22 protein-coding genes are annotated in these 22,792 nt (G+C 54.3%); 9 read left to right on the top strand and 13 right to left on the bottom strand.

Features of this window, described 5'->3' with window-relative positions:
• Nucleotides 1–2 precede the first annotated feature (2 nt).
• Genes AC13DJ_RS15630 through AC13DJ_RS15605 form a run of 6 tightly spaced genes read left to right on the top strand, consistent with a single transcriptional unit; the run spans nt 3 to nt 5,744 of the window.
• A complete protein-coding gene (locus AC13DJ_RS15630; RefSeq protein ID WP_482933162.1) occupies nt 3–938 on the top strand; it encodes a mitochondrial fission ELM1 family protein in 936 nt (311 codons plus the stop codon).
• Nucleotides 935–2,035, top strand: coding sequence for a glycosyltransferase family 4 protein (locus AC13DJ_RS15625; RefSeq protein WP_482933161.1), 1,101 nt, complete (start codon nt 935–937; stop codon nt 2,033–2,035). The genes AC13DJ_RS15630 and AC13DJ_RS15625 overlap by 4 nt, the downstream gene beginning before the upstream one ends.
• A 60-nt stretch (nt 2,036–2,095) precedes the next feature.
• Nucleotides 2,096–3,136, top strand: coding sequence for a glycosyltransferase family protein (locus AC13DJ_RS15620; RefSeq protein WP_482933160.1), 1,041 nt, complete (start codon nt 2,096–2,098; stop codon nt 3,134–3,136).
• Entirely contained in the window at nt 3,133–3,876 is a 744-nt protein-coding gene (locus tag AC13DJ_RS15615; protein ID WP_482933159.1) for a YrbL family protein, read from the top strand. Before AC13DJ_RS15620 ends, AC13DJ_RS15615 begins: the two co-directional genes overlap by 4 nt.
• 38 nt (nt 3,877–3,914) lie before the next feature.
• Nucleotides 3,915–4,925, top strand: a complete 1,011-nt coding sequence (locus tag AC13DJ_RS15610; protein WP_482936984.1) for a glycosyltransferase — start codon at nt 3,915–3,917, stop codon at nt 4,923–4,925.
• 12 nt (nt 4,926–4,937) lie between these two features.
• Complete coding sequence (locus tag AC13DJ_RS15605) at nt 4,938–5,744, top strand: glycosyltransferase family 25 protein (RefSeq protein WP_482933157.1); 807 nt, start codon at nt 4,938–4,940, stop codon at nt 5,742–5,744.
• A 9-nt stretch (nt 5,745–5,753) separates the two neighbouring features.
• On the opposite strand, the gene rfbC is transcribed toward AC13DJ_RS15605, so the two are convergent.
• The 4 genes from rfbC to rfbB are packed head-to-tail and all read right to left on the bottom strand — an operon-like array spanning nt 5,754 to nt 9,151.
• Nucleotides 5,754–6,329, bottom strand: coding sequence for a dTDP-4-dehydrorhamnose 3,5-epimerase (gene rfbC, locus AC13DJ_RS15600; protein ID WP_482933156.1), 576 nt, complete (start codon nt 6,327–6,329; stop codon nt 5,754–5,756).
• A 12-nt stretch (nt 6,330–6,341) separates the two neighbouring features.
• The gene (rfbA, locus tag AC13DJ_RS15595; protein WP_286874793.1) at nt 6,342–7,208 is read right to left on the bottom strand and encodes a glucose-1-phosphate thymidylyltransferase RfbA; all 867 of its coding nucleotides are present in this window, start codon (nt 7,206–7,208) and stop codon (nt 6,342–6,344) included.
• Nucleotides 7,209–8,081 carry a dTDP-4-dehydrorhamnose reductase gene (gene rfbD, locus AC13DJ_RS15590; RefSeq protein ID WP_286874791.1) on the bottom strand — a complete coding sequence of 291 codons (873 nt, stop codon included), beginning with the start codon at nt 8,079–8,081 and terminating at the stop codon, nt 7,209–7,211.
• Nucleotides 8,078–9,151 (bottom strand): dTDP-glucose 4,6-dehydratase, encoded by a 1,074-nt coding sequence (gene rfbB, locus AC13DJ_RS15585; RefSeq protein ID WP_286874789.1) that lies wholly within the window; start codon nt 9,149–9,151, stop codon nt 8,078–8,080. Before rfbB ends, rfbD begins: the two co-directional genes overlap by 4 nt.
• 124 nt (nt 9,152–9,275) lie before the next feature.
• Here rfbB and AC13DJ_RS15580 point away from each other — a divergent pair, with 124 nt between their 5' ends.
• Nucleotides 9,276–10,523, top strand: a complete 1,248-nt coding sequence (locus tag AC13DJ_RS15580; RefSeq protein ID WP_286874787.1) for an O-antigen ligase family protein — start codon at nt 9,276–9,278, stop codon at nt 10,521–10,523.
• Here the strand turns inward: AC13DJ_RS15580 and AC13DJ_RS15575 are convergent.
• The 5 genes from AC13DJ_RS15575 to glnE form a co-directional block, all read right to left on the bottom strand.
• Nucleotides 10,499–11,329: a glycosyltransferase family 2 protein gene (locus AC13DJ_RS15575; RefSeq protein WP_286874785.1), complete on the bottom strand. Its 831-nt coding sequence runs from the start codon at nt 11,327–11,329 to the stop codon at nt 10,499–10,501. The genes AC13DJ_RS15580 and AC13DJ_RS15575 overlap by 25 nt on opposite strands.
• Before the next feature lie 72 nt (nt 11,330–11,401).
• Entirely contained in the window at nt 11,402–12,433 is a 1,032-nt protein-coding gene (locus AC13DJ_RS15570) for a hypothetical protein (RefSeq protein ID WP_474547855.1), read from the bottom strand.
• 86 nt (nt 12,434–12,519) lie between these two features.
• Nucleotides 12,520–13,467, bottom strand: a complete 948-nt coding sequence (locus AC13DJ_RS15565; protein ID WP_286874782.1) for a KpsF/GutQ family sugar-phosphate isomerase — start codon at nt 13,465–13,467, stop codon at nt 12,520–12,522.
• 36 nt (nt 13,468–13,503) lie between these two features.
• Complete coding sequence (locus tag AC13DJ_RS15560; RefSeq protein ID WP_482933155.1) at nt 13,504–14,430, bottom strand: branched-chain amino acid transaminase; 927 nt, start codon at nt 14,428–14,430, stop codon at nt 13,504–13,506.
• Between the two features lie 80 nt (nt 14,431–14,510).
• Entirely contained in the window at nt 14,511–17,336 is a 2,826-nt protein-coding gene (glnE, locus tag AC13DJ_RS15555) for a bifunctional [glutamate--ammonia ligase]-adenylyl-L-tyrosine phosphorylase/[glutamate--ammonia-ligase] adenylyltransferase (RefSeq protein ID WP_482933154.1), read from the bottom strand.
• Nucleotides 17,337–17,416: 80 nt separating this feature from the next.
• Here glnE and AC13DJ_RS15550 point away from each other — a divergent pair, with 80 nt between their 5' ends.
• Entirely contained in the window at nt 17,417–18,610 is a 1,194-nt protein-coding gene (locus tag AC13DJ_RS15550) for a potassium channel family protein (protein ID WP_482933153.1), read from the top strand.
• Here the strand turns inward: AC13DJ_RS15550 and AC13DJ_RS15545 are convergent.
• From AC13DJ_RS15545 to AC13DJ_RS15535, 3 genes are all read right to left on the bottom strand, one after another.
• Complete coding sequence (locus AC13DJ_RS15545; protein WP_199456756.1) at nt 18,587–19,447, bottom strand: CYTH domain-containing protein; 861 nt, start codon at nt 19,445–19,447, stop codon at nt 18,587–18,589. The two genes, AC13DJ_RS15550 and AC13DJ_RS15545, sit on opposite strands and share 24 nt — an antisense overlap.
• A gap of 172 nt (nt 19,448–19,619) precedes the next feature.
• Nucleotides 19,620–20,450 (bottom strand): porin, encoded by an 831-nt coding sequence (locus AC13DJ_RS15540; RefSeq protein ID WP_473802399.1) that lies wholly within the window; start codon nt 20,448–20,450, stop codon nt 19,620–19,622.
• Nucleotides 20,451–20,722: 272 nt separating this feature from the next.
• Nucleotides 20,723–21,868, bottom strand: coding sequence for an ISL3 family transposase (locus AC13DJ_RS15535; protein ID WP_482933196.1), 1,146 nt, complete (start codon nt 21,866–21,868; stop codon nt 20,723–20,725).
• Here AC13DJ_RS15535 and AC13DJ_RS15530 point away from each other — a divergent pair.
• Complete coding sequence (locus tag AC13DJ_RS15530; RefSeq protein WP_482933197.1) at nt 21,776–22,039, top strand: hypothetical protein; 264 nt, start codon at nt 21,776–21,778, stop codon at nt 22,037–22,039. The two genes, AC13DJ_RS15535 and AC13DJ_RS15530, sit on opposite strands and share 93 nt — an antisense overlap.
• 216 nt (nt 22,040–22,255) lie before the next feature.
• Here the strand turns inward: AC13DJ_RS15530 and dtd are convergent, their stop codons facing one another.
• Nucleotides 22,256–22,711 (bottom strand): D-aminoacyl-tRNA deacylase, encoded by a 456-nt coding sequence (dtd, locus tag AC13DJ_RS15525; RefSeq protein ID WP_482933152.1) that lies wholly within the window; start codon nt 22,709–22,711, stop codon nt 22,256–22,258.
• Nucleotides 22,712–22,792: the final 81 nt, after the last annotated feature.

Raw genomic sequence — 22,792 nt, 5'->3', positions numbered from 1 at the left:
TTATGGCCGCCCCAAAGCTCAGTGGACCCGTCGTTTGGTTACTGACCGATAATAAACCGGGCCATAAGAACCAACTCCGGGGACTTGCCGAGCGGTTGGAAGCGCGTGCAGAGGCGCGGCTAGCGTGGATTGAAACCCATAAATACCCGGTTTCCTGGGCCCGCGCGCTTCTGGGTATTACTCCCGCCATCGAGCACTCGAAGCCAGACATCATCGTCGCTGCCGGCAGCCAGACCCAAAAACTGCTGCTGGCCTGCCGCAAACGTTATGATGCAATGACTGTTGTGCTGATGCGCCCGGCACTTCCATTCGCAAAACCAGACCTTTCGATCATCCCGGCCCACGACAACCCGCCGGACCGCCCAGATGTACTGATCACCCGAGGTGTTCTCAACGCCATCAAGCCACAAGAGCAGGCCGTCGAAGCACAAAACGGCCTGATCTTGCTTGGGGGCCCTTCAGAGCATTACGAATGGGACGGTGAAGCCATCTTAGGGCAGGTCAGCACCCTGGCCGACGAATACCGCGATTGGCACTGGACAGTCACCTCTTCACGCCGGACGCCAGCCGCCCTGCTCGTACAACTGACTGACATCCAGCGTAACAACGTGACATTCCACCACCACGAAAAGACCGGCCCCAACTGGTTAATCGACACGCTGGCCGAGACACGCACCACCTGGGTCTCCCCAGACAGCGTGTCCATGGTTTATGAAGCACTCACCGCAGGCACATCTACAGGATTATTAGATCTGAAAGCCCGCAACAACAGCCGTGTCGTTCGGGGTCTGGAGTCACTAAAGGCCGATGGATTGGTGACTGAATGGCAGGACCGCGCTCAACTCATGCAGGCGGAACCCGGCAAAGCCCCCAAACTGTGGGAAGCCGACCGTGCCGCTGAGTGGGTGATCAGAAAATTCAGGGAGTTTCATCAATGAGAGTACTGCAAGTCCTGCCGGCACTGAACAGTGGCGGCGTGGAACGGGGCACGGTGGAGTTCGCCCGGGAACTGGTCAAACAGGGGCATGAATCCATCGTGCTTTCCTCGGGCGGTCGCCTGGTTGATCAACTGGAAGCCGAAGGTTCACGCCACATCACCATGCCGGTCCACCGAAAATCCCTGGCCTCATTTGGACAGATACTGCCGGTGCGCCAACTCCTGAAACAGCTGAAGCCGGATGTTGTTCACGTCCGCTCGCGGCTCCCGGCCTGGATCATCTGGCTGGCCTGGAGGGGCCTGCCGGAAAAGGATCGCCCGGCCCTGGTCAGTACCTTTCACGGCATGTATTCCGTGAACGCCTACAGCGCCATCATGGCCAAACCGCAGCATCTGATCGCCATTTCCCACTGCGTGGAACGGTACATTCTCGATAACTACAAGGTAGCCCCCGAACGCATTACCGTCATTCAGCGCGGCGTGGATACCCGCGCCTTCCACCCGGCACCTCCCGATGCCGCCTGGCTGCAGCAGCTTTATTCGGAACACCCTCAGCTCAAAGACAAAAAGCTGATCCTGATGCCTGGCCGGCTGACTCGCTGGAAAGGTCAGGAGGCATTCCTGACCATGATGGCGGACCTGCTCCAGCGCGAGCCCCAGGCACACGGCGTTGTTGTTGGCGGCGCCGAGAAAAACAAGGAGAGTTACCTGGCAGAACTGGAAGCACAGGCAAGAGAGCTTGGTATTGACCAGCAGATCACTTTCACCGGCCACCGCTCGGACATTGTCGAGTTCTATCGATTGGCCAACGTGGTCTGCCATATGTCGAACAAACCCGAACCTTTCGGCCGCACCCTCACAGAAGCCCTGGCGGTGGGCACACCGGTTGTCGCCTTCGACCGTGGCGGGGCGGCAGAGTCGCTGTCCGCCTGTTTCCCCGAAGGCCTGGTACCACCGGATAACCTAACAACCTTTGCCGCCAAGGTGCATGAACAGCTGCACCAGCATCCACAAATTGTTGTGCATCCAGAGTTTCAGCTAGAGCACCAGGTACAGGCAACCCTTGAGGTCTATCACAAAGCAGTATCCCGCAGCTGAAGACCCTAGCCGGACCGGCTGGTACAATAACCGTTTTATCATTCAAGGGACCCGCCAGACATGCGTGTACTTCACATTGCCTACCAGCAGTTGCGTCGTTATGGCCAGACCCGGGTAAGCTGGGCACAGAAACTCAGCTTTGGGTTAATCAAAAACGATCACTATGTGATCGATTTCAGTGATCGAGACATTGCTGCGTTTGAAGCGCCATTTGGCATTCGGGATCTTGGCCACAAAAAGGCGAACCAACGTTTACTGGAAACCGCTGAAGCAGCCGAACCAGACCTGATCATTATTGGGCATGGTAATATTATTACCAATGAAACGCTGCTTGAAGTCAGGAAACGCAACCCCAACGCCGTACTGGTTCACTGCAATCTTGATCCGTTGTTTGTCCCCGAAAACGATGAAAAAATCCGGCATCGAGCCGAGGTTTGTGATGCCGTTTTTGTTTCAACAGGAAGAAAAGAGCTCGAAAGGTTCAAGGACACCAACACTCGCCTTTACCACATTCCAAATCCGGTAGACCCCTCGATTGAGGTCTTTAACAACGCAGAAAGGATTGACCTGCCTGTAGATCTCGTTTTTTGTAGCAATAGTGATGATTACACACGCCGCCAAGAAATCGTGAAAGAGGTAAAGGAAAGGCTCGGCGATGAGCTGGTGTTTAATGCTCACGGTAGCTTTGGTACGCCTCCAGTATGGGGTCGGGACTACGATAAAGCCCTGGGCGAGTCCAGAATGGCACTGAACCTAAACCGGCAAGAGGGAGATTATTGGTATTCTTCCGAACGCATGGCTCAACTGGCCGGCAATGGAATTCTCCAATTTACTCATGAATCCGCTCGTTTTGACGAGCTCCTGCCTCCTGAAACGTTGGTATATTTCTCGGATGTGCATGACTTGGTTGCGAAAATTCGGGAGTTCCATCACGACGACGAGAAACGTCGCCGCTGGGCAGGAAGGGCTCGAGATTTCTTCCATCAGGAGATGAATACTCGCCTGTTCTCTCAATACATCCTCGAAGCATCCATGGTGCAGCCATTTAGCCACGACTATGTCTGGGCCCGGGACATAAACCTGGACGGCAGCCTGAAATGACCCTAGTTCTGACCGGCCAGGAACCCTTCGCCCGGGGCGGTAACCGACTATGTTTTGTGCATCCCGAAGATGATCTGCGTTGCATCAAGGTGCGGAGGCCAGACTTCACCCTGGAGGATCGTCGTCGGGAAAAGGGATTTCCCAAAAACCTCAAGCCTCTGGCCAGCTTCGATGATAACCGGGAAGAATACCTGGTTATGAAACAGTTAAGGCGCACCTATGGCGAGCCGATTTTCCGCCACATCAGCCGCTGCTTTGGCTTTGTCGATACCGATCTCGGCAAGGGGCTGGTATCAGAACTGATTCGTGATCACGATGGCGCCATCTCCCAGACTTTAAAAAAATATCTGTGGGATCACGGCCTCACCGAAGCGTGCCAAGTAGCAATAAACGATCTCTGTAGATTCTGGGAACAGGGGGTTATTCCTTCACGGGATCTTTTACTGCACAACATCGTCGTTCAACAGAGCCAACCTGGAAAAATCGACCGGCTGGTTGTAATCGATGGCCTGGGCAGTTCCGGCCTGATCCCGTTCCATTGGCTGCCCATGACACAACGAAAAAAGAAGGTGGCGCGCAAAACCGCCAACCTGCGTGAACGGGTTGGCACACTGCTTTCGCAGCGAGGCCAAGACACCTTCCCTGGTTACCACGGGCTCCTTCTGCACGACGGACGCCCGGAATCGACTCGGGCGCAAGACACCAACGCCAGCGAACAGGAGGACTCACCGTCTTCATGAGCCAATCAACTGAAACCATCCACCGCGTAGCCCAAGTGTTGGCCGGCGCAGAGCGCGGCGGGGCTGAAAATTTTTTCGTTCGCCTGGTGAAGGGACTGCAGGCAACTGGCAAGGTGAACCAGCAAGCATTCATTCGCGCACACCAGCACCGGATAGATGCACTGGAATCTGGAGGCGTACCCGCTCAAGGCTTCCGTTTTGGGGGCCAAATGAACCTGCTTGACCGCATGCGCTACCAGCGTGCGCTTCGTCAATTCCATCCAGACATTGTCATGACCTGGATGAACCGGGCTTCAATTGCCACGCCACCCGGTGACTACACCCTGATAAGTCGTCTGGGGCACTATTACAACCTTAAGTATTACCGTCATGCGGATTACTGGGTAGGAATCTCCAAGGGTATCTGTGACCATCTGATCCAGGGCGGCATGCCTGCCGACCGGGTGTTTTATATTCCGAACTTTGCCGATGAAACCCCGGTGGAGCCCTTGCCCCGAGACAGCTTCGAGACCCCTGCAGACAGACCACTGATTCTGGCCGCCGGACGCCTCCACGAAAACAAGGGCTTCGACATCCTGCTGCAGGCATTAAAAAAGGTCCCGGACGCCATGCTCTGGCTCGCTGGCAGCGGCCCGGAGGAGCAGGCCCTGAAACAGCAGTGCCATGAACTGAGCCTTGACGAGCGGGTCCGGTTCCTCGGATGGCGTAACGATGTAACCACACTAATGAAAACTGCGGACCTGTTTGTCTGCCCTTCCCGCCATGAAGGGCTGGGGTCTATTGTCATGGAGTCGTGGGCGCACGAGTGCCCAATTATTGCCACCAATTCGCAAGGACCGGGGGAACTGATAGACTCCGGCGAGACTGGCGTCATTACACCGGTTGATAAACCAGAACCTCTGGCCGAAGCGATTCGGGAACTTCTGGACAACCCGGCGGAAGCAGGCCGGCTTGCCCATAACGCAAGCCAACATTACTGGCAAAACTTCAGCGAGTCCGTCATTGTTGGGCAATATCTCGATCTATACCAATCCATCCACAAGAAGTAACTGACAACCTTAATGAACACTAGCTACTGGATCATTACTCTCAAACCGGAATCAGAGAATGTTCAGGAGCTGCAGCAAGCACTGAAAAGCCAGGGACTAGAGGCAAACCTTTTTCAGGCCGTGGATGGCCGCACTGCTATGCCAGCTCTTGAACCTGGTGAAAAGCTGGCGAAACACCGCACTCGCCTGCGCCATCTGTGTGACTTAACGCCTCCTGAGGTGGGGTGTTATCTCTCACACCTGCGACTGATTAAAAAGGCTTGGAACGAAGGTTTCGAGTCAATCTGCATTCTGGAAGATGACGTTAAGCTTGAGCCGGACTTCGCCCGGATTATGAAAGAGATCACGAAGCTACCTTCCGAGGTAGAGATGGTCCGGCTGATGGGACTAAAAATCCGCAAGCGGAAGGTTGTCCAGCCCCTGGGAGATGGCAGCCACCAACTTGTGCGTCCGGAGCGAGGCTGGCTGGGAACCCAAGCGTATTACCTTAATCGCACAGGCATGGAAAAGGTGCTGAAACACGCCAGCACGATTAAAGAGCCTATCGATAAGATGTATGACCATTTCTGGGAAGGCGGGCTTCGCCTGTTCGGTGTTGAACCTCACCTGGTGTACGAAGCCAACGCTGCGCCCAGCAGTATTGCCAAGTCCAATAGACAAAGGGCCAAAGTACCTTGGTTTTATTATCTACTTCATTCTCTGGAGAAAGGCATTTTTAGCGTTACCCGCCACACACACCTTTTGATGAGAAGACGCGAGTTCTACCCGGCAACTCGTCCTCAAAAAGCTCCAGGGCAAAGTGCCAGGATGCGTGAGTGATTTTCTCAATCAAACAGGATACTGTTGGTAAAACTCTTTAAGCTCGGGCTCTGAACTGGCCAGGCTTGATCCTTTACTGTCTTTGCCTGACAGTAACAACTCGGACGGTGCAACCGCGCCCCAGTCAATGCCTATATCCGGGTCGTTCCAGGCGATGGACCTTTCATACTCCGGCGCATAAAAATCCGTGCACTTGTACTGAAAGTCCGCCGTCTCACTGGTCACGAGAAAGCCGTGGGCAAAACCTGGCGGCACCCAAAGCATTCGCTTGTTTTCTTCCGAAAGGTATTCCCCAACCCATTGGCCGAAAGTGGGCGAATTGGTGCGCAGATCGACCGCTACGTCGAACACCTCGCCACGGGTTACTCGCACCAGTTTCCCCTGGGGCTGTTTGATCTGGTAGTGCAGGCCACGCAGGGTGTTTTTTACCGAGCGGCTGTGATTGTCCTGCACGAAGGTTTCATTGATGCCAGCTTCCCGGAAGGCTTTCTCATTCCAGGTTTCCATGAAGAATCCGCGCTCGTCTCCAAATACTTTGGGTTCAATCAGTTTGACTGCGGGAATCTTGGTGTCAGTGATATTCATAAAGATCGCTTATTAAGTTTTAACCAGTTTCTTCAGGTAGGCGCCGTAGCTGTTCTTCTTCAGATTCTCCGCCTCGGCCAGCAGTTGCTCTTCACCGATGAAGCCCATGCGATAGGCCACCTCTTCCAGGCAGGCGATTTTCAGGCCCTGACGTTTTTCCAACGTCTCGATGAATCCGGCAGCATCGTGCAGGGAATCAAAGGTGCCGGTATCCAGCCAGGCGAAGCCACGACCCAGCAATTCCACACTCAGATCGCCCCGCTCCAGGTAGGCCTGATTAACACTGGTAATCTCGAGCTCTCCACGCTCTGAGGGCTTTACTTGCTTGGCAATTTCGACCACATCGTTGTCGTAAAAATAGAGGCCGGTGACGGCGTAGTCCGATTTCGGGCTGGCCGGCTTTTCTTCGATGGAGATGGCCCGCTGCTGGTCATCGAATTCCACAACACCAAAGCGCTCTGGGTCCGTCACCTGATAGCCGAATACCGTCGCGCCTTTTTCTTTTTGAGCGGCGCTCTGAAGCATTTTGCTCAGGCCCTGGCCATAGTAGATGTTGTCCCCCAGCACCAGGCAAACACTGTCATCGCCGATGAACTCCTCGCCAATAATGAAGGCCTGGGCCAGGCCATCCGGGCTGGGTTGCACGGCGTAGCTCAGGTTAATGCCCCACTGACTACCGTCGTTTAGCAGGCGTTTGAAGCCTTCCTGGTCTTCCGGCGTGGTGATGACAAGAATATCCCGAATACCAGCCAGCATCAGGACCGACAGCGGATAGTAGATCATGGGCTTGTCGTACACCGGGAGGAGCTGCTTGGAGATGCCTCGGGTAATCGGATAAAGGCGGGTGCCGGAGCCACCGGCGAGGATGATCCCTTTCATTTACTTCTCCAGGTATTCGTTCAGGGTGAGCGTCAGCTGGCTTTGCCAGTCCGGCAGCTGGATATTCAAGGCGTTTTCCAGTTTGCTCAGGGCCATCCGCGAGTTCAATGGTCGTTTCGCCGGCGTTGGATAGTCGCTTGTGGGGATAGCCCGGGCATTGTCGGGGCCCATGGATAGAGTTTCCCCGGCCCGCTGTGCTTGCCGGAAAATATCCTGGGCAAAGCCATGCCAGCTGGTTTCTCCTCTGGGAGCCAAATGGTAAAGGCCTGTTTTTAACTGGCCGTGGATAGCCAGGGCGGTTACCTGTGCAATCAATCGTGCCGGTGTCGGAGCTCCCACCTGATCCGCGACGATGCTCAGCTCTTCCTTGCTTTGGGCCAGCCGTAACATGGTTTTCATGAAGTTGTTGCCACGGGCGCTGTAGACCCAGCTGGTTCGGAAAATGAGGTGGCCCGCGCCGCTTTGTTCAATGGCTTGGTCACCTTCGAGTTTGGTTTGGCCGTATACGCTCAATGGGCCTGTTGGGCTGGTTTCTTGCCAGGCCTCGCTGCCAGTTCCTGGGTATACGTAGTCACTGCTATAGTGCACCAAGCGGGCGTTATTGGCCTTTGCGTATTCTGCCAGCTGTTTGGGTAAGCCGGCGTTCAGGCGTTGGGCGGCTTGCTGGTTTTCTTCGGCAGCGTCTACGGCTGTGTAGGCGGCTGCGTTTACTATCAGGTTCGGCTGAATTTGGGCGAGATAGTCGGTTACGGCTTGTTCGTTAGTTAGGTCCAGTTTCTCTCTGCCTGGGGCGGTTATGGTGCCCAGCGGGGAGAGAGTGCGGTGGAGCTCGAAGCCGACTTGGCCAGTTTTGCCTAGGAGTAGGATGTTCATTCCCCCTCCCCTAGGCGCTCTCTTTGGTAGCTACCGTCTTGTACTCGCTGGCACCAGTCGAGGTTGTTGAGGTACCACTGTACGGTTTTTCGGATGCCGGTTTCGAAGGTTTCCTGAGGCACCCAGCCGAGTTCTTTCTGGATTTTACTGGCGTCTATGGCGTAGCGCCTGTCGTGGCCTGGGCGGTCTTTTACGGTGGTGATCAGATCACGGTAGCTGGCTTGCTGCGGGCGCAGTTCCTGAAGGATATCGCAAAGGGTGTGGACTACGTCGATGTTTTGCTTTTCATTATGCCCGCCAATGTTGTAGGTTTCACCCGGCTGCCCCTCGGTGACCACTTTATACAGTGCTCGAGCATGATCTTCGACGTAGAGCCAATCGCGGATCTGGTCGCCTTTGCCATAGACTGGTAAGGGCTTTGCTTCCAACGCATTGAGAATCATCAACGGGATGAGTTTCTCCGGGAAATGGTAGGGCCCGTAGTTGTTGGAGCAATTGGTGACCAGCGTTGGCAGGCCATAGGTTCGGCGCCATGCCCTTACCAAGTGGTCTGAGCTGGCTTTACTGGCGCTGTAGGGGCTACTGGGCGCGTATGCCGTACGCTCAGTGAATAGACGCTCTTTGGCGGCATCCGATTCATCGGGGTGAGGGAGATCACCGTACACCTCATCTGTACTGATGTGGTGGAAGCGGAAGTTGGCTTTTTTATCGCATTCCAGTGCCTGCCAGTACTGCCGGCTGGCCTCCAGCAACGTGTAGGTGCCCACGATGTTAGTTTCGATAAAATCAGCCGGCCCGTCTATCGAACGGTCTACGTGGCTTTCTGCAGCCAGGTGCATAATGGCGTCCGGCTGGTGTTGGGACAGTACACGGTCCAGTTCGGCGCGGTTACAGATGTCGACCTGTTCGAAGGCGTAGCGTTCGCTGTCGCTCACTTGCACCAGGCTTTCGAGGTTGCCGGCGTAGGTGAGCTTGTCGACGTTGACCACTTCGTCCTCGGTGTTCTGGATGATGTGGCGGATGACGGCGGAGCCTATGAAGCCGGCCCCGCCGGTTATGAGTAGTTTCATAAGGTAACGTTCAGCTTTCAAATTTATGCTTGAAAATTCAGCCAATTCCTGAATAAAGACGAAAAATAGGCGATAATTGCGCGCTCAATGATATACCCACTCTCTACTGAAAAATATGCCCTCTATGAACGAAGCTGTTGTAGCCCATAGCACTAAGCGCTCAAACCGCGCTGAGACAGTCCTACAAGTATCTTTCCTGTTGTTTATTTTTCTGGGACTTACTCAGGAGTTCGACGATCTATTTCGAGCATTTTTCTTTGTTGGAATGATGCCGGCGACCCTGTACCTTGCTTTAAGAAAGCGAGCTCTCGAATCTTCCATCAGATCCCCTAGCTTCCTCTCAGCTATGGGGCTGATCACGATACTTTACCTTTCAGTGTACTGGAGTGACGTCCCTAACCGGTCTGAAGAAATTCTACGCCATTCTCGCTGGTTTCTCGAAACCCTTATTTTTTTCACCGCCCTACACCTCTACGCCAAATTAGGGATGCACCGAAAGCAAGCACATGGATACACAATACAAGCAGGACTGATCGCCGGAGCCCTTATCGCCATTCTCTTGTATATGCTCAACTCAGAATACCCCGAACGAATAACTGGACTTGGGCTTTTGGATGATATTATTGCCAGCTCTTCCATTCTGATTATGCTCTGGATTGTTTCTCTAACTAGTCTGCGAATGGGCCAAAAGAAAGATCTTTTACTTGCCACCCTAGCCCTTATTTCCGTAACCCTCTATGCAATACTCAACCAAAGCCGCGCTCCTCTTGGGGTTACTCTCTTTGCGTGGCTTGTTTTTATCACCATGCTCTCAAAAGATAGCAGGCGATTGGTTGTTCCCGCTATTCTCATAGCTTGCATCCTGATCTTTATTGCTGACCTCCACATTTTCGATAGCATGATGAACCGGGGGACGTCTTACCGCCTAGAGATTTGGAGTGCGACACTAAGCAATATCGACGAATTCTTCTGGAAGGGTATTGGAGCTGCATCATCCGTTGCAGAGACAGAGATTGGCACCGCAATCAAACAAGCAATGGGCGTCAGACACGATCACCCTCATAACCTCTTTCTTTCTACCTGGGTTGACGGTGGAATATTAGCCTTTGTTTCGATTGTACTTCTGTTTACTGCCCTGCTTCTAAAAGCATTCACGCGGAAAAATCACGAACGAAACCTGACATTATGGATGATCGCCACTGTGGGCGGACTGTGCTTCACTGATCCTGACACACTTGTAACCAGCCCACAGGAAATCTACTTAGTATTCTGGACCCCGATAGGCTTACTAAGCGGGCTACTGTATGGCGAATGGGGCAAGATCACGAATCAGAAAATGGGCATGCCTCAACCAAGGCGATGCGATTGCTGAGGGCTACCATCACTTAAAAACGCCTTCTCACCGGATAAAAAGGCTCTCACTCCCATAAATCTCGCTTTATATTTCTGTCGCTTTTTGGCATTGGTTGCCGTCAGAAACTTCACCCCATAGATAAGCAAACGCCTTCGAGGATGGCACTTACCATGCGCAAACCCATGCTTTACAGCCAAGTATTGATTTGACCACGCATAATGCCAGTCCTTCAAAAAATCAACTTCAACGCTTGGAGTGCTAGATTGCTTTGACAGGTGCTCAATATAGACATCTGAATCCAAGAATATCTTTTTACCCGCTTCTTTAATTCGCATACATAAGTCTGTTTCCTCAGAGAAGAGAAAAATATTCTCATCGAAACCACCCACATCTGCCCAAGACTGCATGCGAAATAACAGCGCGGCACCAATAACCCAATCCCGCTCAACAAGCCCATCCCTCCGAAAATCCCGGGGATTAACCGCTGGCGCAAGAATGGCCACATCACCGGACAAGCCGCCCATGCGCTGCTCCAGTCGCTGAATCGTTTCCATGTCTCCAACAATATCTGGATTAAGCAGGAGCGCATATTCTGTTTCTACTCGCTCAAATCCTTTGTTAGCAGCTCGGCCATATCCAATATTCTGCACGAGAGCAACTACCTCCGCAGACGGAAAGCGAGCTGACAGCGCTGACGCACTGCCATCCGGGCTGCCGTTATCGACGATAATCACACCGAGGTTTCCAGCGTCTATGACGCCGCCCAGGCATTGCTCAATCACTTTAAAGCTATTGAATGAAACGATGACTAGAGTTGTTGCCAAAAGAGCCCCCAAGTACGATTAAGCCTTATTACTTAGGCTTGGATCACTAGCAGGAAAATTTTCTACTTGATATCAGGATGTAAGCAGTCGATAAATATAACTTTGTTTCACGTACTTTGGACTACGAAGATCTGGAAGATTGACTTGTTTAACGCGAAGCATATAATCAATAACTTTAGCCGCTGCATCAGGATCGGAGCCAAGCAAGCTGATATCCTGCGGAAGGTCGTACCAGTCCAAGTCGGTATATACGCCACTATGGGAGGCAACCCCTTCGCCAATTCCTGCAACTGGCAATCCAAGCAGAGCAAACTGCAACAGCATGGTCGAGTTAATACCGAGCACGCCACCGTATTCTTTATAACTCTTAAAAGGGTTTACCGCTGGCGACTGATACTCGACATTGGGCAACTTTGGGAGTGACTCATAATGAGCCCTTGGATGGGCACGCACCAGGAATTTTTGATCCGGGTACGTGGATGACAGGCCCTCGACAAAAGCCGACATAGTTTTGACCGGCGAAGAAAGAACAATATTTGTATCCTGCTCATCCTGTAAAGGAACAAATATTTTCTTTTGGACATCGAAGAAGCACTGCCGGAAAAACTCCGGCGGGGAAACCATCCCTCGCCACCCCAGCATTGAGAATAACAGTTTTCGGCGAGCAAAAAGGAAACGACGACGATCCAATTTATGCTCGGCTAATCCTTCGTTCCAAAGATCCGCATCTGCATTGGTGCCATTAGGGCTAAAGTAACAATGTTGGGACTGAGGGAACCAGCCATACTCGCCATAGATGACTCTTACACGGTCACCAACTTCTTTCCGAATACGTTCGTCAGCATCTGTTCGCCCTCCCCAAATAACCAGGTGGGTTATGTTTTTTTCGTCCAACAACTGAACAAGATCTTTTTCACCCTCAAAAAAGTACTCGGCCTCACTTTCAATAAAGCGCTCTTTTACCGATGCAGGATTACATAGAAAACAGCTATCAATTCCGAGCGACCTCAAAGACTGGCTCAAATAAAAAAATACCTTGTGCTTGGATTGCCAACGTTCAGGCTTACGAGTCTGGTAAAGCCCTAAGGTAAAAAGAATTGACATAACAGGGACCCACATTGTTTAACTAACGACTCTTCACACTTAGAAATGTGGGCGCAGACTCTCCTAGAGAAGCCCATAGAGAACACTCAAACAACCCTACCCGCATCCTGCAGCTTCAACACCCCACTTAAAGCCCCTTGCTCACTAACAACCAAAAGAGAAGTGATACTCGCTTTCAGCATGATATTCTCTGCGTCAGCAAACATCTCATTCTCGTTGATCAGCATTGGGCTGCGAGTCATCACGCTTTCTGCTGTTAAACCATCAAGCGAGTCATGATTGAACAACGCCCGGCGAAGGTCGCCGTCGGTGATAATACCTTTTATTTCGCCATCATCGACCACAACAGCAAGCCCCAATCCCGCCTGGCTTGCGGTCATGATCACTTCCTTCATGCTATCGCGCGATGTGCATATCGGCAGATCGGTATGCATCACATCTTTCACACGCGTGAGCAATCGCCGCCCAAGGCTCCCGCCGGGGTGGAAAACAGCAAAATCATGCGGTTTAAACTGGCGGCGCTCGATTAAGGCAACTGCCAGAGCATCGCCCATCGCCAACGTTACTGTTGTGGAGGTAGTTGGTGCCAGGTTGTTTGGGCAAGCTTCTCGCTCCACCGACACATCTAAAACAAGGTCACTGTTGCGCCCCAATGTCGATTCAGGATTGCCCACCAGGGCAATGATCTTGACTCCGAAATGGCGCAATGAGGGAACCAGGCGTATCACCTCTTCTGTTTCACCACTGTATGAGATCAAAATGGCAACATCATCTGCCGTAAACATCCCCAAATCGCCGTGATAGGCTTCCGCAGGATGCACAGAAAAGCTGGGGGTGCCGGTAGAGGCCAGTGTAGCCGCAATCTTGTTACCGATAATCCCGGACTTCCCCATGCCAGACACAATAACCCTACCGGACGTTGACAGAATCATGTCTACCGCCTGATCAAACTCCTGGCTCAACTTTTCTGCCGTTGCGCGCAAGGCCTCGGCCTGCACTTCAAAGACTTCTCGACCAATACCTTGACTCGACATGATTCTCCAATCCTTTTACCCAGGACTATGGCGGAATTAAGCGTTAACCAGCGTCAACCAATCCGAATGCTCCGGCAACTCACCCTTAACCGCCGCAAAGTACTTAGCCTGCAGCTTCTCGGTAACCGGCCCACGCTTACCTTCACCAATCTGACGGCCATCCAGTTCACGGATGGGCAGTACTTCGGCGGCGGTGCCGGTGAAGAAGGCTTCTTCGGCGATGTAGACTTCGTCGCGGGTAATGCGGCGCTCGCGAACTTCCAGGCCCATGTCGCGGGCGAAGTCGAGGATCGTGGCGCGGGTGATGCCTTCCAGGCAGGAGGTCAATTCCGGGGTATGCAGCACGCCGTCGCGTACGATGAAGATGTTCTCGCCAGAACCTTCAGCCACGTAGCCTTCGTTATCCAGCAACAGGGCCTCTTCCGCGCCGCCGGAGATGGCTTCGTTCAGGGCCAGCATGGAGTTGATGTAGTTGCCGTTGGCCTTCGCCTTGCACATGGTGATGTTCACGTGGTGGCGGGTGTAGGAAGAGGTGCGCACCTTGATGCCCAGCTCTTTGGCTTCCGGCGACATGTACGAGGGCCAGCTCCAGGCCGCAACCATTACGTGCACCTGCAGGTTGTCGGCGCGCAGGCCCATGCCTTCGGAACCCAGAAATACCATCGGGCGCAGGTAGGCTTCGTCCAGGTTGTTCTCACGAACCGCAGCACGCTGGGCTTCGTTGATCACATCTTTGCTGAACGGCATTTTCATGTTCAGGATGTGGGCGGAGTTGAACAACCGGTCGGTGTGTTCTTTCAGCCGGAAAATTGCCGGGCCGTTCGCGGTGTTGTACGCACGCACGCCTTCAAAGCAGCCGAGGCCGTAATGCAGGGTGTGAGTGAGTACATGGGTTTTGGCTTCCCGCCAGGGAACCATTTCACCATCCAGCCAGATAAGGCCATCGCGATCAGCCATCGACATTTCTACAGTGCTCCTGAATAAGCAGTTTTCGGGGATCCAGCATTCTAGCAGGAAAGCCGGACAGAAATAAATTTAGCTTGCTACTCAAGCATCACTTTTTTCCACATACTTTGGATGTAGTCACGCTCTCCCTGAAAGGCACTACCCTCCACCTGGCTGTTCAGGTTTTGTAGCGCCCTGCGGTGAATGGTCGAACGCAGGGTGATGTATACCTCCCGCAACTTCTCTGTGTCCTCTACCGGCAACACACCGGCACGGCCCAGCTCTTCCATCTGGCGGATATTGTCGCTCCACTGGGTCAGCTCCGGGTGTTCAGCACTCCAGGCCAGCATCAGGTACTGCATCATGAATTCGATATCCACAATACCGCCGGCATCGTGTTTGATGTGAAACATTTCGTCCCGCCGGATTTCCGGCGTGCCGAGGCTGCTGCGCATTTTCTCCCGCATCTCCACCACCTGCTGGCGCAGGGCGGTTTTATCCCTTGGCGCGCACAGAATCTGGTGGCGAATATCCTCGAAGGCTTGAAGGGTATCCGGGCAGCCGGCCACGCCACGGGCCCGGGCCAGGGCCTGGTGCTCCCAGGTCCAGGCATCGTTCTGCTGGTATTTCTCAAAGGCCTGCAGGGTACTCACCAGCAAGCCGGAGTTACCGGACGGGCGCAACCGCATATCCACTTCATAAAGCTGGCCTGAGGGCGTCTGGGTGCTGAGAATGTGCACAATGCGCTGGCCCAGGCGGGTGTAGAACACCGCGTTGTCGATGGGCTTGTCACCATCGGTGGCCAGTTGCGGATCGGCCTGATGCACAAACACCAAGTCGAGGTCCGAGGTGTAACCGAGTTCGATACCGCCGAGCTTGCCGTAGCCGATGATGGCGAAGTCTGTGTCACACGCCGAACCATCCGCCCGCCGCGGATAACCATGGCGGCTGACCAGGTTGGAGAAAGCCACATCCACCACATGGTCCAGCACCACTTCGGCAATCCAGGTCAGGTAATCACTCACCTTCATCAGCGGCAAGGTACCCTTGAGCTCAGACGCGGCCACCCGCAGCACATGGGCCTTCTTGAAGTAACGCAAGGCCTCCATCTGCTCTTCCAGGTCTTCATAGGGAATGCGCAGCATCTGCTGGCGCAGGTCGTCCTGCAGCTCTTCCTTGGCAGGCGGGCTGTACAGGCTTTCGGCATTCAGCAGTTCGTCCAGCAGCAGCGGGGTTTCTGCCAGCAGGCGGGCAATCCAGGGGCTGTCGCTACACAGGCGCACCAGCTGCGTAAGCGCGCCGGGGTTTTCCACCAGCAGCACCATGTAGGCGGTGCGGCGCAAAATGGCCTCGACCAGCTGCAATACCCGGTCGAGGGTTTCCGACGCATTCTCAACATCCATCAACGCGTTCAGCAATAACGGCATGAACTGGTTGAGGCGTTTGCGGCCTTGGGTTTGCAGAGTCTGAACGGTTCGGCTGTCCCGCAGGCTCGCCAGGCGCTTGAAACTGTCTTCCGGGTTTTCGAAACCTTTCTCCGCCAGCCATTCCAACGCAGCGGGCTCTTCCATTTCCGCCAGCCAGAGTTCGTAACAGCCGTCATCCATACCGTTTTCGGAATCGCCTTCCTCGTCCTCGGTCGCGATGATGTTGGCGAAGTGCCGGGCAACGCGGTTGCGGTGTTCATCCAGCGCATGCTGGAAGGCGGCCCAGTCATCAAACTCCATAATGCGCGCAACCCGGGCCTGCGACAGTTCATCGTCCGGCAGAACCTGGGTCTGCTTGTCTTCCATACCCTGCAGGGCGTGTTCCAGGTTGCGCAGGAACACATAGGCCTCGCGCAACTCCTTCACAACGGCGGATGGCAGCAGCTCCAGCTCTTCCAGTTCTCTGAGGATGTTCAGCAATTCCCGCTGTTGCAGCTCCCGGTCTCGGCCGCCGCGGATCAGCTGGAAAGCCTGCACCACGAACTCGATCTCGCGGATACCGCCACTGCCCAGTTTGATATTGTTCTCCAGCCCCTTGCGGCGCACTTCCCGGCTGATCATGTCTTTCATGGTGCGCAGGGATTCGAAGGCGCTGAAGTCGATGTATTTGCGGTAAACAAAGGGCCGCAGGCTTTCCATCAACACCTGCCCTGCCCGCTGGTCGCCGGCCACCACCCGGGCCTTGACCATGGCATAGCGCTCCCAGTCCCGGCCCTGATCCTGGTAGTAGGTTTCAAGGGCGGCAAAACTCAGTGCCAGGGCACCACTCTGGCCGTAGGGCCGCAGGCGCATGTCCACCCGGAACACAAAACCATCCGCCGTAATCTGGTCCAGCGCCTGAATCAGTCGCTGGCCAAGGCGGATGAAAAACTGCTGGTTATCCAGGGCCCGTCGGCCACCTTCGGTTTCCCCCTTGGAGGGAAAGGCAAAGATCAGGTCGATATCCGAGGAAACATTCAGCTCCCGCCCGCCGAGCTTGCCCATACCCAGCACCACCATTTTCTGAGGCACGTGGGCACCGGTCACCGGGTCACGACCCATGGGGGTACCGAATTCCTCACAGGCCTTTTCATAAAGCCAGCTGAGAGCGCCATCAATGGCCACGTCGGCAAAGGCGCTGGTGGCCAGCATGGTTTCGTTCAGATCTGCCCAGTTCATCAGGTCACGCCAGATAATGCGGAACTGGATTTCCCGACGGTACTGGCGAAGGGCTGCATGCAGCGACGGCTCGGAATCAACGATTGCCAGGAAATCGCCCCAGCGCTGTTTCAGCCACGCTTCTGTGGTGGGTTCGGTCAGCGGGCGGGCCTTAACGGCCGCCTGAACCTGCTCCGGATAACGTTCCAGCGTCTGGGCCAGAAACACACTGCGGGCGCAGGCCTCGGCAACATCCGCCGGCGACAGCTCCGCTGGTAACGAACCCATAGGCTCAGACATAACGCAAACCCCTGTCTCTCTGATATATTTCCGGTACTGTATAACGAACTTGCCACGGACTGAACAGGCAGCCCCACTCCATGATGCGCAATCGTCGCCCGCTGAACCCGGAACACTCGCAGCCACACCTGCCGATGGGCGGCCTGATCCGGAAACGGATCAAGCGCCTTTTCCTCGCCCTTGGCGCACTGGTTTCCGCGCAGATATTGATTCTCTGGGCTGCGGAGCCTTTGAGCTTTTTTGAATCCGTGTGGCTCACAATGACCACACTGGTCACCGTAGGCTATGGTGACTACGTGCCGGTAACCACCATCGGGCGCATCAGCACTGTGGCGCTTATGTTTATAGCCGCCATCACCCTGCTCACGCTGATTGTCAGCGACTATATTGAATACCGGTTCTACCGCCGTGAACGAATCCTCTCCGGACGCTGGATTTACAACATGAAAGACCACATCGTAATCATCAACACCCCACGCACCGGTGGCGAACAATACTTCATGCGCTTCGCCACCCAGATTCGGTCGATACCGGAGTACCACACGGTACCCATCATGTTGTTGACCCGACAGTTTCCCGGCGGCCTGCCGGCGGAGCTCCGGGATTGCGGCATGGTGCACTTCCACGGTGCAGGCAATGATCCGGAAGCGCTGAAATCCGTCCACGCTGGCAGTGCCAGGCACGTGATTGTGCTCGCGGCCGACGAGTCCGACCCTTTCTCCGATAGCCTGACCTTCGATATCGCCCACCGGCTGGCAGAGTCCAACCTTGGCGGCAAAACCACCGTGGAATGCGTGAGTGATGCCAACCGGGATCGCTTCAAGGCCCTGGGGGTGAGAACCATCATACGGCCGGTTCGAACCTATCCGGAAATCATGGTGCGCGCCGTGGTGGCGCCAGGTTCAGAGAAAGTGCTGGAAGACATGTTCAACTACGAGCGTGACCACCCACACCGCTACGACCTGGAACTGGATGATCTTACCTGGGCGGATATTGTCAGCGCTCTGGTTCGCCACGGAATAGGAACTGCTCTGGCCTACATTGATCACGACAACGAGGTAATCTGCCACCCGGATACCAACGCCGAAGTTGAGGGCAAGGGGCTGATTGTTCTGGTTCGCTCCAGCGAGACGCCGGAGGTGTCAGTGGTAGAGGAAGCGCTTGACCGGTATCGGGAGTTTCTCAAGCAGTGGCGCGCCATGCATGAGCAAAACGAGAAAGCCGTCACCGAGAAGCCTGAAGAAAATCCTTCAGCCGGCGGCAGCGAGCGCTAACTGCAGCTGGCCGAACTCAGGAAACTGCTCAACCAGACTCGCCACGGCAATACCGTCTTCCAGTGCCCTGGCTACCGGCCTCCACACCGGCACTAGCCCGACCGCTTCCGCCTGCCGCTCAATCTCCGCAAGCGTGCTGGCGGGCAGACGCATCGTATCACCGGTTAACCAGGCCAGACTCAGGTAATGCAGAAAGGATAGCGAGCTGAACCCTGAAGCTGGCAATGCCAGGGACGGGCGGTAGATTCCGGCAAGGTAGTAGCCCTGCTCGGCTTTGCTCACAAGGTTAAGAAATACCGGAACGGCTTGTGCGAGCGCGCGGGCATTTTCAAGCAGCGCTGCCGGCTCGCCCGCTTTCAGCTCAAATTCCACTTCATACAGGGGCCTTGCCTGCTTTCCGCCTACCACTTCGCCTGAGTCCAGAGCGACCTCAATGACGGACTCTGCTTGCTCCAGCATGATAATGCGCCTCTGGAAGTTGGTCTCGAAAACCAGTTCCAGTTCGCCAAGGTCGACCTCAGATCTCAACGGAGTCTGTTCCAGAAGCTCAAGATCCAGATCCGGCCCCGGCAGATCCCACTCCCACTCCTGGCGGCGATGGGCTCCGTTTACGAACTCGCCCTGGGTTTTCAAGGTCTGGATGTAGCGACCACCGGCCTGACGGACTCGCAACGCGGCACGGGCCTGATTCAACGCAGCATTCGGGGTGTCATAGTAACGATTGACCAGTGTTTTAACCGGACCTTCGCTTGCACCCGGTTGACCTTTGAGCCACTCGAAGGCCCGGGACTGTGCGGATTCCGATAGGGTCAGCTTTACTTCAAGTTCCGTGGCCACTGGAGTGCTCCTGATGATTTCTTTTCCTGCCAAAACAGAAAAGCCGGTGACAGAGACACCGGCAGTTGCATCAAAGTCATCAGTGTTGTCTGCACGCTCAAAGTTGTAATCGTACACGTCGTCACCACCGCCAATGTAGCCTTCGAAGTATACATACAGGTGGTCAGATACATTATGCAGCGCCTGCAGGCAGGGTAATGGTATCCCACTTGGTGCTGTCAGAGTTGTCAGCTTCAGCCATTTCGTAAGAAAGAGCGAACTGGTTTTTACCCAGAGTGTACACACCCATCAGGCCAAACTTGTCATACGCATCTTTACGAGTGTGGTATTCACCGGTAACCCGCAGGTTGTCCAGATTGTAGCTGACACGCAGACCGTAGGTGTTCTCGTTATCACCACCGTTGTCGTTAGAGTCAACGGCAAACGCCAGCTCAAGAGCGTCTACTTCGTACATTGCAGCCAGCTGGTAAGGATAAGACTTGTCACCGCCTTCGCCATCGCCGTTAACCTGCACTGCACCACCCAGAGTCAGACCGCTGAATGACGGAGAACGATACTGAATCAGGTCACCTTCGCCAGTGCTATAGCCCGCTGCGCCGATGCTCAGGGTCGCTACTTCGTAGAACTGAGCGATTTCGTCGACTGCAGTTTCATATGTGGAGTCGTCTGAACCGATCCATACCTGGCCAAAACTGTCGCCCTTAACACCAATGTAGGCTTCGTCGATGTTTGCACCAGATGAGTCTTTCTCATCAGCACCAAAACCGTCCAGCTCCAGCTTGAAGAAACCGGTAATGCCCGGAGCAATCTCGTGGTCGTGCATAACACCCAGAGTAGAACCGTTGTCAGCGTGTTCAACTTCAGACGGACCACCATCAACGTTGTCGTGGGTCAGAACGTACTGAATGTTACCGTAAACGGTCGGCAGGTTGCTTTCCTGGGCCAGAGCAGCGCCAGAGAAGGTTGCGGCTGCAATAGCAGAAGCAAGAATAGTTTTTTTCATGTTGCGTCTTCCTTTTTGAGTTAACTCAGGTTTTCGACGGGTGTAAGCCCCGATTTTTACTGGTAAATCCAGCAAATGCCGGCTTTACCGGAACCCCGATCAACCCCCATTTATTTCCAACAGGGGGCCGACATTTCTTCTTTTTATCTGGCCGGGAAAGCCCCGAACCTTAGTTATCAACCACTTACAGAACTTTGTTAAAGTTCAGCGTGATAAACCTGTCTTAATACAATGTTTGCATTTTTGCAAATTTTCACGGGCTAATTTTTGGTTCATCGCGGGTTAGCGGGAAATGCTGCTTTTATCTTCAGAAAGAAGTAGTCGTTATCCCGGTAGCCGTAGGCCACCCGCTTGATCACCTTGATCTTGTTGTTCATTCCCTCCAACACACTGGTGTTCAGCCGGTAGACCGCGCTGGCGATAATGCCGTCGACGTAGCCCTTGAGGCGCCTGGCAAACTGCTGCACGGGGGCCAGCCCACTACTCATAGCCAGATTTAGCCAGTCTTGCCAGCGTTGTCTGGCATCGGCCTCTGAGGGAGCGTACCAGAGCTCTTTGAGCTGGTCTTTCAGGACGTAGACAGTCATCAGGGGCTGGTTGGCTTGCAGCAGTTCTTCGAGCTTCAGAGCCTGCTCATCCTTGAGGTTGCCTCGGTTTCTGAGCAACAGCCAGCGACTTCGTTTCACTACTTTGCGAGCCGGCTTGTCGTGTCGAAGCTGATTGGCCTGATCGACCCGGACACGGTCAATCACTTCCCGTCCGAACTTTGCTACAACGTGGAACAGGTCATAGACCACCCGTGCTTGTGGGCAGTGGTGCTGAACTTCCAGGTCCATGGCGGTATTCATATCCATCGCCACGGCTTCGACCTGGCCACAGGTTTCCGGCCCCAGCCATTCAAAGAAGGGGCGTACCGCTGCTCGACTGCGGCCTTCTCCAACCCAGAGGACTTGTTGAGTATCCGCATCAATCGCCACGGTGGCGTAGCGGTGTCCCTTGAACAAGGCGAACTCATCCATGATCAGTCGACGAATCCGGCGTTTATCTGGCTCAGTCACTTCTCGTTTGAGGCGCCGATGGTCGATGGCCTTGACCGTATGCCAATGCAACCCTAGCAGCGTTGCCACATGTTGGATCGGCATCAGTCGTACCAGGGATTCAATCCAACTGACCATGCCTGCCGTCAGACGCTGTCGCCCTGGTAACCAGCGAATCTGTTCAAGCTTGGGGCCACAGGTCGTACAACGAACTCGGCGAACTGGCACGTCCAGCCAGACACGGTATTGGAACAGGTCGCGTTCTCGGACTCGTCGGGTGCTGATGTCATGGATGGCAAGCGTGTGCTGATTACAACCACTGCAGCATGGCAAGTAATCGTCGGCAGGTTGCAGTCGGATGAGCAGAGATTGAGCGTCAATCTGGGCATACGATTCTATCGTGAATCCTTCCCAGAACAGGGCAAGAGGATTAGCATTCATAGGGACGGCGGTGAGTCGGTCAGGTTTGTTGTTTTGGCGAACTCAAAACTAACCGGTTTTACCGCCGTCTCCTACTTTTTCACGCTAACCCGCGATGAACCTAATTTTTAGCCTTTTTTGGTCAGGAAGCAAAGTTCTTTATTCCTCAATGGCTTGACCACAGATTCCGGTTTTATCTACCAAAATCAGGGCCAGAACCCAAAAACCGCTTCCAGAACAATCAACTAAGGCAGTCCGAGCTAGCAAAACCACAAACCGGCTCAAACATTACCTTATCTACCGCCCTTTTGTGAGGCGCCAGATACAACTCTGTCACATTTCGGTGCACTAACCCTTTTTGCCGGTTTCTAGCATGAACGTGACAGGGCCGTCATTTACCAGGGCCACTTTCATGTCTGCACCGAACTGCCCTTCCCCAACACGACTCTCCCCAAGTTCAGCTCGGGCCTGGGCCACAAAATTCTGATACAGGGAATTGGCCATATCCGGCGCAGCCGCCAGCGAGAACCCCGGGCGGGTGCCGGAGCCGGTATCGGCGGCAAGTGTGAACTGGGGAACAATCAGCAGCGATCCACCGGAGTCCTGAACGTTAACGTTCATCCGGCCCTGCTCGTCGGGGAATACCCGGTAGGAGAGGATTTTTCGGCACAAGTCCCTGGCCTCATTCTGTGTGTCGTCCTTTTCCACACCCAGCAATAGCAGAAGCCCCGGCCCAATGGCGGAAATCTTTTCCCCATTCACCGTTACACTGGCTTCGGAAACGCGCTGGACCAGTCCTTTCATTCCATCCCTTGGCAAGATGAGCACAGGGTTAAAAATCAGCAACGCGCAAGAGTGTATAGGGCCCTCGGCGGGGCCGCAAGC

The organism is Marinobacter sp. L-46 (genome assembly GCF_056859535.1).
The sequence above is the reverse complement of the archived record's forward strand: the minus strand, read 5'-3'. Positions and strand labels throughout refer to the sequence as shown.